General features: G+C 76.2%; 10 protein-coding genes. 1 reads left to right on the top strand and 9 read right to left on the bottom strand.

Annotated features, from left to right (window positions below; translation table 11 throughout):
* Positions 1 to 35: 35 nt before the first annotated feature.
* The 7 genes from rfaE2 to ACFQBR_RS24045 are packed head-to-tail and all read right to left on the bottom strand — an operon-like array spanning position 36 to position 8,474.
* On the bottom strand, positions 36 to 1,424 hold the full coding sequence (gene rfaE2 / locus ACFQBR_RS24075) for a D-glycero-beta-D-manno-heptose 1-phosphate adenylyltransferase (protein WP_378554474.1): 1,389 nt from the start codon (positions 1,422 to 1,424) through the stop codon (positions 36 to 38).
* The gene (locus ACFQBR_RS24070; RefSeq protein WP_344183932.1) at positions 1,421 to 2,011 is read right to left on the bottom strand and encodes a D-sedoheptulose-7-phosphate isomerase; all 591 of its coding nucleotides are present in this window, start codon (positions 2,009 to 2,011) and stop codon (positions 1,421 to 1,423) included. Before ACFQBR_RS24070 ends, rfaE2 begins: the two co-directional genes overlap by 4 nt.
* Positions 2,011 to 3,270 carry a glycosyltransferase gene (locus tag ACFQBR_RS24065; RefSeq protein ID WP_344183931.1) on the bottom strand — a complete coding sequence of 420 codons (1,260 nt, stop codon included), beginning with the start codon at positions 3,268 to 3,270 and terminating at the stop codon, positions 2,011 to 2,013. The genes ACFQBR_RS24070 and ACFQBR_RS24065 overlap by 1 nt, the downstream gene beginning before the upstream one ends.
* Positions 3,267 to 4,307: a glycosyltransferase gene (locus tag ACFQBR_RS24060; RefSeq protein WP_378554471.1), complete on the bottom strand. Its 1,041-nt coding sequence runs from the start codon at positions 4,305 to 4,307 to the stop codon at positions 3,267 to 3,269. The genes ACFQBR_RS24065 and ACFQBR_RS24060 overlap by 4 nt, the downstream gene beginning before the upstream one ends.
* On the bottom strand, positions 4,307 to 5,329 hold the full coding sequence (locus ACFQBR_RS24055; RefSeq protein ID WP_344183930.1) for a glycosyltransferase family 9 protein: 1,023 nt from the start codon (positions 5,327 to 5,329) through the stop codon (positions 4,307 to 4,309). Before ACFQBR_RS24055 ends, ACFQBR_RS24060 begins: the two co-directional genes overlap by 1 nt.
* Entirely contained in the window at positions 5,326 to 6,822 is a 1,497-nt protein-coding gene (locus ACFQBR_RS24050; RefSeq protein ID WP_344183929.1) for an HAD-IIIA family hydrolase, read from the bottom strand. The genes ACFQBR_RS24055 and ACFQBR_RS24050 overlap by 4 nt, the downstream gene beginning before the upstream one ends.
* Entirely contained in the window at positions 6,819 to 8,474 is a 1,656-nt protein-coding gene (locus ACFQBR_RS24045) for a carbamoyltransferase family protein (RefSeq protein WP_344183928.1), read from the bottom strand. The genes ACFQBR_RS24050 and ACFQBR_RS24045 overlap by 4 nt, the downstream gene beginning before the upstream one ends.
* A gap of 219 nt (positions 8,475 to 8,693) precedes the next feature.
* Here ACFQBR_RS24045 and ACFQBR_RS24040 point away from each other — a divergent pair, with 219 nt between their 5' ends.
* Entirely contained in the window at positions 8,694 to 9,698 is a 1,005-nt protein-coding gene (locus ACFQBR_RS24040; protein ID WP_344183927.1) for a glycosyltransferase family 9 protein, read from the top strand.
* A 33-nt stretch (positions 9,699 to 9,731) separates the two neighbouring features.
* Here the strand turns inward: ACFQBR_RS24040 and ACFQBR_RS24035 are convergent, their stop codons facing one another.
* Both ACFQBR_RS24035 and ACFQBR_RS24030 read right to left on the bottom strand, forming a co-directional pair.
* A complete protein-coding gene (locus tag ACFQBR_RS24035; protein WP_330157132.1) occupies positions 9,732 to 10,331 on the bottom strand; it encodes a flavodoxin family protein in 600 nt (199 codons plus the stop codon).
* A 244-nt stretch (positions 10,332 to 10,575) separates the two neighbouring features.
* The gene (locus ACFQBR_RS24030; RefSeq protein WP_344183926.1) at positions 10,576 to 11,799 is read right to left on the bottom strand and encodes a glycosyltransferase; all 1,224 of its coding nucleotides are present in this window, start codon (positions 11,797 to 11,799) and stop codon (positions 10,576 to 10,578) included.
* Positions 11,800 to 11,948: the final 149 nt, after the last annotated feature.

The following is an 11,948-nucleotide window of genomic DNA, read 5'->3' as shown; positions in this document are numbered from 1 at the left end:
TCGGGCCGTGGCGCGGCCCGTCGCGGCCGGCCGCGTCAGCGGACGGCGGCGCCGTCGCGGCCGCCTCCGCGTATACGGGTGATCAGCTCCGTCGTGGAGTGCCCCGGCACGAGCGGGACCGTGACCACCTCCCCGCCGAGGCTCCTCACCAGGGGTGTCTCCGGCAGGTCCTCCACCTCGTAGTCCCCTCCCTTGACCCAGGTGTCGGGCCGCAGCCGCTCCAGGGCCCGCAGGGGCGTGCTCTCGGAGAACACGACCACCTCGTCCACGCAGTCGAGTGCCGACAGGACCCTGGCGCGGTCGCGCTCACCGACGACCGGCCTCCCCGCGCCCTTGAGGCGCCGCACGGAGGAGTCGCTGTTGAGCAGGACGACGAGCCGGTCCCCGAGTGCGCGGGCCCGGTGCAGCAGGTCGATGTGGCCCGCGTGCAGGACGTCGAAGCAGCCGCCGGTGGCCACGACGCCCCCGCCCCGGCGGTGCGCGGTCCCCGGTCCGGGAGCGGTCGGCCCCCGCAGCGGCGCCCCCGGGCCTGCGGCGGGCACCGCGCAGGAGGAGGCCCCGCCCCCGGTGACGAAGGCCGACGCGGCCAGGACCGCCTCCCGTACCGCGTCCCCGGTGCCCGCCCGGGCGGCGAGGGCGGCGGCGCACGCGGCGGCGAAGGCGTCCCCGGCGCCGCAGGTGTCGGACGGCGCGCGCACAGGCTCACCGGGCACGAGGGCGCCGGACCCGTCGCCCCCGGCCCAGGCCGCCCCGTGCTCGCCGAGGGTGACCGCGACGGCGCGCGCCCCCCACCGCCGGGCCAGTTCCGCGGCCCTGCCCAGCGCGTCCCCTCCCGCGGCCTCGGCAACCCCCGCCTCGGCGGCGTTGGGAGTGACCAGGCGCGACCCCGCCAGCGGCTCGGCCCCGCGCGGGTGCGGGTCCCACACGAGCGGGACGCGCTCCGCGCACGCGGCCAGGGCCGCGCGCACCGCGCCCTGGCGGGTGAACCCGTGGCCGTAGTCCGCCACCAGCACCGCGGAGGCCTCCTCCAGCGCCCGGGCCACCGCCCGGGCGGACGCCACCCCCTCCACGCCGTCGCAGCCCTCGTCGATCCTGGCCACGGTGCGGCCGTCGGCCCGGACCCGCGTCTTGGTGGGCGTGCGCTCCATCAGCGGCAGTCCGAGCAGGGTGACGCCGTCGCCCAGGAGCGCGGCCAGGTCGTCGGCGGCGGCGTCGCGGCCCACCGGTGTCAGCAGGACGACGTCGCGGCCGTGGTCGCGGACCCGCGTCGCGGCCAGGGCGGCGCCGCCCGGGCGGTGCCAGGCGGAGACCCCCTCCAGCACCGGCGCGGGCGCGTCGGGGCAGTCGCGTCCGGACGAGCCCCTCAGGTCGACGTCCAGGAGGGCGTCCCCGACCACGACCACGGGCCCGGTGGCGGGGCTCACGTGGCCGCCCTCCCCTCCGGGACGAACACGGTGTGTCCGGCGACGCGGAACTCCGCGTCCACGGACGCGCAGAACACGTGGACCAGCGCCAGGTGCACCTCCTGCACGGTCGAGGTGCTCGGCGCGGGCACCGCCACCGTCTCGTCGCTGAGCGCCTCCAGGGCGCTGGGCCCGGGGCCGGTCAGCGCCCAGGAGACGACGCCGAGCTCCCGCGCCGCCTTGGCGGCGGCGACGACGTTCTCGCTGTCGCCGCTGGTGGAGAGGCAGACCAGGAGGTCTCCCGGTCGGGCGTGCGCGCGCAGCTGGCGCGCGTAGACCTGCCGGTAGCCGTAGTCGTTGGCGATCGCGGTGACGCTGGACGTCTCCGCGTGCAGGGCGATGGCCGACAACGGGGCCCGCTCGTCCTCGAAGCGCCCCGTCAGCTCGGCGGTCAGGTGCTGCGCCTCCGCCGCGCTGCCTCCGTTGCCGCAGGCGAACAGGCGCTGCCCGTCGCGCAGCGCGCGGGCCGCCCGGCGCCCCCACGCCTCGACGCGGGCCGCGTCCGTGCGGTCCAGGACCGCGCTCAACTGCCTCAGGTGCGTGTGCATCACTTCTCGCCTCCCAGTGCCGTGGTCCCGACCGGGGCGGTGTCGGCCTCCCTCGGCGCCGGCACCGCCGTCCGCCTCCGTGCGACGGCCCCCAGGTAGCACTCCTCGGTGCGCCGGGCGACCTCCTGCCACGAGTACCGCTCGCGGGCCCGCTCCGCGGCGGCCTCCGCGAAGGCCGCCCTGGCCGCGTCGTCCGACAGCACCCACCGCACGGCGGCGGCCAGCCTCCCGGGGGACCTCGGAGGCACCAGGAGCCCCGTCCGGCCGTGGTCGACCGTGTCCATGTGCCCGCCCACACGGGAGGCGACCACCGGGACGCCGCAGGACATCGCCTCGACGGTGGAGATCCCGAAGGGCTCGTACCAGGGCACGTTGACAGCGACGTCGGCCGACCTGAGCAGCGCGGGAACCTCCTCCCGGGGGACACACCCCAGGAAGCGGACGCGGTCGGCGACGCCCATCCGCTCGGCGACCATGCGCAACCGGACGGCCTCGGGCTGGGTCCACAGCCGTTCGGCGTCCGCGCCGCCCGCGATCACCAGCTCGGCGCCGGGGATCTCGGCCAGGGCGCGGACCACCGTCTCGATGCCCTTGCGCTGGACCAGGCGTCCCAGGCTCAGCAGCCGCGGTCCGTCACCGCGCGGCGCGCTCGGCCCCCCGGGTGTGAAACGCTCCGTGTCGACCCCGCAGGGGACGACCTCCACGCGCTCCGGCCGGACCCCCCACCCGCCGAGCTCCTCCCGCTCGTCGGTGGAGGTGGCCACGACCAGGTCGCACCGGTGGGCCACCGCGCGCTCGGTCGGTATCCGCTCCCCGGGGCTGGTGTCGGCCGCACCCTGGTGGCGGCGCTTGACGGTGCCCAGGGCGTGGAACGTCTCCAGGACGGGGACGTCGAGGCCGTGGGCGGCCCGCAGCGCGGCGAACCCGCTCATCCAGAAGTGGGCGTGGACGACGTCGGGCCGGTCGGTCCGCCAGTGCGCCCGGAGGTTCCTGGCGAACTCGGGCATGTACCGGGGCAGCTCGTCCTTGCTGATCGGGCCGGCCGGCCCCGCGCGCAGGTGCGTCACGTACACCCCCGGGCCCAGCGGGACGGTGTCCGGGAGCCCGCCGTCGGTGCGGCGCGTGTGGACGACGACCTCGTGACCGCGTGCGGCGAGCGCCGTGGCGAGCTCGGCCACGTGCACGTTCTGGCCCCCGGCGTCCTCTCCGCTGATCGCCGCCAGCGGACTGGCGTGTTCCGAGACCATGGCGATCCTCATGACGTCACCTCCTGTAGCACGCGGTCCCAGTCGTCCAGGAACCGTGTGAGCCCGTAGCGGTCCAGAGCGGCCCTCCGGGCCGCCGCACCGGTGCGGGCGGCCAGGGCGCGGTCCCCGTTGAACGCGCGCAGGGCCTCCGCGAGCACCCCGGTGTCGGTCGAGACGACCCCCGCCCCGGACGGCACCGCCTCGTACGCCTCGGTGGTACCGAGGGCCACCACGGGAAGACCGAGCATCATGGCCTCGATGAGGGAGAGCCCCAGCGAGGTCCACCGCAGCGGGTGCGCGTAGGCGCGGCGCCGCGCGAGCTGCCCGTGCATGGCGGACTGGGGCAGGTCCTCGTGGGCCCGGAGCCGCGACTCCGGGAGCCCCAGGCGCCCGGGCACGTCCGCCACGCCCATGCCGTACAGGTCCAGGGGCGCGGCCTCCGCGAGCCGCGGGAGCAGGTCGGTGCCGGTGAAGCGCCAGCGGCGCAGGGGTTCGTTGAGCACCACCCCCGCCCGCGGCACCTCTCCGGTGTAGCGGTGGCCCGGGTCCGGGACCCCGTGCTCGACCACCCTGGTGGGCGCGCGCCCGCAGTCCCAGAACAGGTCGTTGAAGCGGGTGACGTGCACGACCGGGATGTCGTCGCGGTCCGCGAGCGGGTGCCGGCTGACCGGCACGTCGTCGCGCGGGGTGTTGTGCTCGACGTAGACGGCGGGCAGTCCCCTGCCGATGGGGCGTCCCAGCAGCCGTGCCGCGAGCTCCACCTCGTGGGGGCGCTGGAGCACGACCAGGTCCGGTTCGCAGCCCCGGATCTCGCCCCAGGGCAGTTCCACGGCGTTGGAGGGCCAGTCCCATGTGCGGGCCCGCCCGCGCCCGTCGGGGCCCCGGTCGGGCGTCACGGGCAGCAGGCAGGTGTGGCCCCCGCGCAGGAAGGCCGTCGTCCACGACCCGTGGACGTGCCACATCAGCACGCGGAGCGTCCTCCGCGGGACACGGACCCCCTCGTCCGCCCCGTCCGGGGCGCGACGGGAGAGGTGCTCGTCTACGGTCATCACTCTTCCCCTTCCTCGAGCAGGTCCTCCACGGCGGCCAGGACCTCGTCGGCCGTGACCGAGGTCAGACAGGGGTGCCCGGGCACGGGGCACACGCGGGCCCGCGTCCCCGCGCAGGCCTCCCCCTGGTCCCCCAGGACGCGGACCCGCGGGCCGTGCGGCGCCCAGGCCGAGGCGGGGACGACCGGGGAGAAGAGCGAGACGACGGGCGTGCCCACCGCGGCGGCGAGGTGGGCGGGGCCCGTGTTGCCCGCGACCAGGACGGAGGCGCGGTCGAGCACGTCGGCCAGTTCCGCCACGGTGGTGCGGCCGGCCAGGCTCAGACCGCCGGGGCCGGCGACCTCCTCCGCCCTGCCGGTCTCCTCCGCGCCGCCCGTGACCAGGACCCGGTGGCCGTGCCCGGCCAGAGCCGCGACGGTCTTGGCGGCCAGGGCGGGCGGTATCTCCCGTGAGGGCGCGTCCGCTCCGACGTGCACCACCGCGTAGCCGTCCGGCCCCGTCAGGCGGCACGTGTCGGGCAGCGGCCGCCGCACCGCGAGGAGTCCGCGGTCCTCCGGGGACGGGGGGAACCCCGCGGCCCGGGCCAGGGAGACCATCCTCTGCGCCTCGGGGCCGCCGTCGCCGACGCGGTGGCGGACGTCGAGCAGGCTGCCCGGGTAGTCCTCGCTCGTCGCGCAGACGCGGGGGACCCCCGCCATCCGCAGCAGGAGCGCCAGCGGCAGCGGCGACTGGTGGAACGACGTCAGGACGACGGCCTCGGCCACGTCGAGGGCGGCGATCCGCCGGACCAGGCGGGCGACGTCCTCCGCGTCGACCGGTGGAGGGTCGGCGGCGATCCAGGGCGCGCACCAGGTCAGGACGCGGTCCACGCCGGGGAGCAGCGCGGCCGCGTCGGCGCCGCGCGGACCGGCGAGGTAGACCACCTCGCGGCCCCCTCGGGCGACGGCGCGCACGGCCGGCCCCGACAGCAGGACGTCGCCCATGCTGTCCAGGCGTGCCACAAGCACGCTGCGGCCGCTCACCGGGGTGCCCCCGCCAGGAGTCGGAGGACGGCCGACTCCAGGTCGGGGGCGGTCTCCGCGGCGGCCTCCGTCTCGTCCTCCCGCGTCTTCGCGGTGGGGACGAGGATGCCGCGCGCCCCTGCGGCCGACGCCGCGTCGGTGTCGGCGCCGATGTCGCCGACCAGGGAGCACTCGCAGGGGAGGACGCCCAGCTCGGCGGCGGCCGAGAGGACCATGCCGGGCTCGGGTTTGCGGCAGTGGCAGCCGTCGTCCTCGCCGTGCGGGCACACCCTCCACAGGTCGAAGGGTCCCAGCAGTTCGTCCACGCGCCGGTTGACCGCCTCCACCTGTGCGGCGGAGAGCAGCCCCCGGGCGACGCCGGACTGGTTGCTGACCACGCCGACGGCGAGCCCGGCCCGGCGGGCGAGGGCGACGGCGCGGGCGGCGGTGGGCATGGGCCGCACCTTGTCGGGGTCCCCGTTGTAGGGGACGTCCTCGACCAGCGTCCCGTCCCGGTCGAACAGGACGGCCCGGACCGCCGGCCCCGGCCCCGCGCCGGCGTGGCGGACCTCGCCGGTGAGGCGGTGCCAGCAGGCCAGCGGCGGCACCAGCGCGCTCGTCAGGGCCATGTCGGCGACCTCCTCCGCGGTCCACGGGCCGGGGGCCAGGCGGCGCAGGGCGAACAGGGCGGTGCGGGCCGTCCAGGCCGCTCCGAGCACGCCCGCGGCGGCACGGCGACCGGTCAGCCAGGACAGGACCGCGGCCAGGAGCACGCCCGTGGTCACCGCGTGGGCGCGCAGTCCTCCGGGGTGCTCACCGGTCCGGCGCCGCCAGCCCGGGCCGTGGACGCGGCGCATCAGGACGTTGTCGGCGTTGCCGCGCTGGGCGGTGAGGCTGAGCCTGCGCTCCCCCTCCCGCAGGGGGTGGAGGCACTCCCGGTCGCCGCCGACCAGGACGAACCCGGCGTCGATCATCCGAAGGGCCAGGTCCGTGTCCTCCCGGTAGGCGCGCGGGAAACGCGTGTCGAACCCGCCGACCGCCTCCAGCGCGCTCCTGCGGTAGGCCATGTCCGCCGTGATCCAGCGGGCGTCCTCCAGGGCGACGGTGGCGCGCTCCGCGTCCGTGGGCGCCCGCCCCTCCGGCCTCGGCACGGTGATCCGGCCCTGGCTCCCGGCGACCTCCGCGGGAAGTGCGGCCAGGTCGGAGCGCAGCCGGGCCGGCCAGTCGGCGGGCGGCGCGACGTCGTCGTCCAGGAAGGCGATCCACTCGCTGCGGCAGGAGTGCCACCCGGCCTGCCGGGCCGCCGCGGGACCGCCGCCGCCCGTGCGCAGGACGCGCACGCGGGCGTGGTCGGCTCCCGGGAGCGGGCCGTTGGAACCCGGTTTCCGGTCGTCGGCCACGACGATCTCCTCCGGCGCCGCTTCCGGCGGCGCGTCGAGGAGGGCCTCCAGCACCCGGGCGAGGCTGGGGCGGCCCACCGTGGGGATGACGACCGCGTACCCGGGGCCGCTCACCGCTGCCCCGCCCGGGCGTGGCGGCGCACCAGGAAGGGGCCTATCGCGAGGATGTCCACCGGCGCCGACCCGAAGCACTCCAGGGCGTCGCGCGGTGAGTCGACCATGGGCCGCCCCGCCGTGTTGAGGCTCGTGTTGACCAGGACGGGGAGGCCGCTGCGCTCCTCGAAGCGGTCCAGCAGCCGCGCGGTGAGCGGGTCGTCCTCGGGCGAGACCGTCTGCACCCTGGCGGTGCCGTCCACGTGGACCACCGCCGGCAGGCGCTCGCGCCAGGAGGGCTCCACCTCGTGGACGAAGAGCATGTAGGGGCTCGGCAGGGGGCCTCCGGAGAAGATCTCCCCCGCCCTGCGCTCGGCCACCATGGGCGCCACGGGCCGGAACTGCTCGCGCCCCTTGACGTTGTTGAGCCGTTCGAGGTTGCCGGCGTTGAGCGGGTTGGCGAGCAGGGACCGGTGGCCCAGGGCCCTCGGGCCGTACTCCGACCCTCCCTGGAACCAGGCGACCAGGGCGTCGGCGTCCAGTTCCGCGGCGACGGCGTCGGCGAGGTCGGAGGGGCGCTCGAACTCGATGTCGGCCTCGTCGAGCAGGGCCCGCAGCTCCTCCTCGTCCCAGGAGCGGCCCAGTTCGGCCCCGGGCATGGGCTCGACCTTTTCCCCTGCCAGCGAGGCCAGGTGCATCGCCCCGCCCAGGGCCGTGCCCGCGTCCCCGGCGGCGGGCTGGACCCACACGCTGTCGAAGGGCCCCTCGGCGGCGATGCGGCTGTTGGCGACGCAGTTGAGGGCGACGCCCCCGGCCATGGTCAGGTGCCTCTTCCCCGTCCGCAGGTGCAGCCAGCCGAGGACGCCGAGCAGCGCCTCCTCCATGGCGGCCTGGACGCTCGCGGCCAGGTCCGCGTGCTCCCGGGTGGGTTCCTCGCCCTTGCGGCAGGGCTCGGTGAGGGACTTCCAGTCCACGCCCGAAGCCCGGACCAGCCCCTCCCCCTCGTAGCCGATGCGCTCGCGCACGCGGTCGAGCATGGTCGGCGAACCGTAGGAGGCCAGGGCCATGACCTTGTACTCGTCGCTGGAGCGGTGGAACCCCAGGTGTTCGGTGAGTTCCTCGTAGACCAGTCCGAGGGACTCCGGCAGGGGCTGGCGCGCCAGGACCTCCAGGCGCCCGTCCGTGTAGGAGCCGGCCAGGTGCGAGGTCGCCTCGCCCCGGCCGTCCGCCACGAACACCGCGCAGTCCCCGCCCCCCGCCTCCGGTGGGGCCGCGAGCCCGGCGGAGGCGGCGTGCGCCACGTGGTGGGGGACGTACACCACCTTCGCCGGGTCCAGGCCCGGCAGCTCCGAGGCCAGGAAGTGGGGCGCCCGCTCGACGTAGAACAGCCGCAGCTGCTCCCAGCCCACGTCCTGCCCCGGCCCGGAGGGGTCGGCCAGGGCCGGGTCGTAGGAGTAGGAGACCGCGTCCAGGTCGGCGGGGCGCAGTCCCGCCCGCTCCAGGCACCACCGCATCGACGCCGACGGCAGCTCCCAGGTGGAGAAGGGGACGGCCTCCTTGCCGTGCTTGCGCCGGGAGAACCTCTCCTCCTCCGCGGCGGCGACGGTCCGCCCGTCCACGACGAGCGCGGCGGCCGGGTCGTGGAACACGGCGTTGACCCCGAGAATGCGCATGCGACCGCTCCCTCCGAGACTGGGGTGTGATGGCGAACGCATCCTGTCGACTACCGAAGGCGGTCACCGGTAAACATGGCCGCGAGGCGGGTCCGCGCCCGGTCGGCTCCGCAACCGCGCGGCCGCAGCGCCTTCGGCCCGCCATGTTTGTTCTCGCGCCGACGGGTTAGTGGCGGTGCGGCCGGAAGGCGCGGGTACGCGGACGAGGGGAGTGCGACCGTGGTGGGATCCGTGGGCGGGAGGACCGGCGGGCACGGCCCTGTGCTGCTGGCGCTGAGGGCGCTCGGCCTGGGCGACTTCGCCACCGCCGTGCCCGCGCTCCGCGCGCTGGAGAGGTCCGCCCCCTCCTGGCGCCGCGTCCTGGCCGGCCCGCCGTGGTACCGCGACCTGCTCGCCCTGGCCGGGCTCTCCTGGGAGGTCCTGTCCACGGAGCCTCTGGCCGTGCCCGGGTGGGGCTCCGCGTCGCCGCCGGACCTGGCGGTGAACCTGCACGGGCGCGGACCCGAGAGCACGGCCGCCCTGGCCGCCCTCTCACCGCGCGTGATGTGGGCCTTCGGGCACCGCACGGCGGTCGGCCGGGAAGGCCCCGACTGGCCGCCCGGCGTCCACGACGCGGAGGTCTGGTGCCGTCTCCTGCGGGAGCACGGGACGGCCGCCGACCCCACCGACCTGCGATGGCCCCGGCCCGTGCGGACGACGCGCCTGCCGGACACGGTGATCGTGCACCCGGGGGCGGCGGCGCCGTCCCGCCGCTGGCCCGTGGAGCGCTTCGCGCGGGTCGCCCGGCACCTGGCCGGCTCCGGGCTGCGAGTGCTGGTGACGGGTTCGCGGCAGGAGCTCTCCCGGGCGGAGGCGGTGGCGGTGGAGGCGGGGCTCGGCCCCGGATCGGTCCTGGCCGGCCGCACCGGTCTCGTCGAGCTGGCGCGGCTGGTCGCCGGTGCCGGACTGCTCGTGTGCGGGGACACGGGCGTCGGACACCTGGCGACCGCCTACTCGACCCCGTCGGTCCGCCTCTTCGGCCCGGTCTCCCCGGAACTGTGGGGACCGCTCGTCGACCGGGACTCCCACCGCTGCCTCTGGGCGGGACGCCGCGGGGACCCCCACTCCGAGCACCTCGACCCGGGCCTGGAGTCCATCGGTGTGGAGGAGGTCCTGGCCGCCTGCGCCGCCGCGCTCGACGCCCCCGCGCCGTCCCCGGTGTACGGGGAGGGACCGGGCAGGTAGCGCCCGGCGCCGCTCCCGCTCCCCCGGCCCGCGTCAGGGCGCGGGGTAGGGGTTCTCGCGCAGGCTCCGTGCCAGGTGGGCCGCGTTGCGGGCCAGGGTGGCCGTCGTGGAGGCGACCGCCTCCGGGGTCTGCTCCAGGTCCTTGTAGTCCTTGGGGTTCATGGCCTCGTTGTTCCAGTAGGTGCCGCCCTGGGCCGGAATGGTGAAACCCGTGTCCCCCAGGGCCTGGAACAGGTCCGCGGTGATCTTGTGCGCGCCGTCCTCGTTGCCGACGACCGCAGTCACGGCGACCTTGTCGAACATGGACGGCCGCCCCTGCTCGTCGGTCTCGCTCAGTTCGGCGTCGAGCCGTTCCAGGACCCGCTGGGCGACGCTGGACATGTGGCCGACCCACGTCGGCGTCGACATCACGAGGATGTCCGCGGCCAGGATGCGCCGCCGGATGTCCGGCCAGGCGTCGCCCGGGCCCATGTCGGTCTCCACACCGGGGCGGACGTCGTGGTCCACGACCCTGACGAGGTCGCCGGCGACACCGTGGTCGGCCAGGGCGTCGAGGACCTGCCGCGCCATCAGTTCGCTGCTCGACGGGGCGGGCGACGGTTTGAGGCTGCACACGAGAGCCAATGCGTTCATGGGGACCATGCTGGGCGAGTCCCGGTGCCGGCACACGCAGGCGCGCGGGCCGGCGTCGAGGATGCCTTCCGCCTGGCCGGACACGTGGCCGGCGCACGCAGGCGCGCGGGCGGGGCCTTCCCCGGGGCCGGATCGCCCCCGGCCGGGCTCGGCGGTCCTGCTCGGCGGTCCACTCGTCTCGCGGTCCCGGGGGGTCCGCGCCGCCGGGGCGAAACCCCCGGGACCGGGGTTGCGCCGCCCTCCGTCAGCGCCCCCCGGACAGGGCCGTGTCGACCGCCCGGGCCACCTGCTCGGCGGCCCTCTCCGGGCGGTAGGAGGAGTCGTAGAGTTCGTGGGCGCGGTCGGCCATGGCGCGGGCGGCGGCACGGTCGGAGAGCAGCCGCACGCACTCGTCGGCGATCGCCTCCGTGGTGTCGGCGATCCCGCAGTGCTCGCCGGCCCGGACCTCCAGCCCCTCCGCCCCCACGGTGGTGGAGACCACCGGCACCCGGTGGGCGAAGGCCTCCAGGATCTTGATGCGCGTGCCCCCGGCCACGCGCAGGGGCGCGACCACCAGGTCCGCCTGACGGAGGTGGGGCGTCATGCTGGGAACGATGCCCGTGACCTCGACCCCCGGGGACCGGCCGAGTGCGTCGATGCGCGGCGAGGACTGGCCGGCGAGCAGCACGCGCAGGTCCGGGAACTCCTCCCGGACCAGGGGCGCGATCCCCTTCACCAGCCATGCGGCCGCGTCGGCGTTGGGGGCGTAGGACAGGACCCCCTGGAAGAGGAGGGTGGGCCTTCCCGGCCCCTTCTCCGCCGCTTCCGCCCCGCCGCCCCCGGCGGGAGGCGTGTACGTGTTGGGGACCACCAGCGAGTTCGGAAAACCGGAACGGCGGAGGTCGCCCTGTCCCGAGTAGATGAGCACGTCCGCCCCCTGCGCGGCCTGGCGGTGGATACGCCGCCAGCGCGCGATGACCCGGCGCATGTCCAGTCTGCGGACCGGGGTGAGCTCCATGCCCCGGTCAGCCTTGCCGATGGAGAGCCAGCGGGCCAGCAGCACGTCCCTCAGGTCGTCCACGTCGATGACGGTGGGCGCGCAGACCAGGCCGCGGGTCATCAACCAGACGTGTTCGCGCATGTACCAGACGAGGTCGTACCGGGTACCCGCCAACCAGTCGGGCGCCTTCTCCAGGACGGCCTTGCGCGTCTTACCGATCTGCGCGGCGAGGGTGCCCTTGAGGAATTCGGTGACCCGGCGCGCCGGTGACCTCTCCTCGTTCATCGGGGAGAACTCCTGCGGCACGGTGAGCACCCGGTCGAAGACGGAGTCCGCGGGCGGCTCCTCGTGCTTCCCGTCGAGCGGCAGCACCAGCAGGTCCACGGTGCCGAGCCCGGCGAGGGCGCCGGCGATCACCTTGGTCCGCATGGCCCCACCGAACGGGTCCCAGGGCCTGATCCCGCTCACCAACAGAATCCGCAACGCCATCCGCCCTCCGCTCCTCCTTCGGCCACCGCCCATCCTCCACCCGTCCGGGCACGGCCCGTCGGCAGCGGGGGCACGCCGGCCGGCGCGGGCGGCCGACCGGGGGCGGAGCGTGCGCGGACCCCCGTCCCGCGACGACCACGGGGAACACG

Origin of the sequence: Nocardiopsis tropica, assembly GCF_042660575.1 — a bacterium.
GTDB classification, from domain to species: domain Bacteria; phylum Actinomycetota; class Actinomycetes; order Streptosporangiales; family Streptosporangiaceae; genus Nocardiopsis; species Nocardiopsis tropica.
This window is presented reverse-complemented; position numbering and strand designations above follow the sequence as displayed.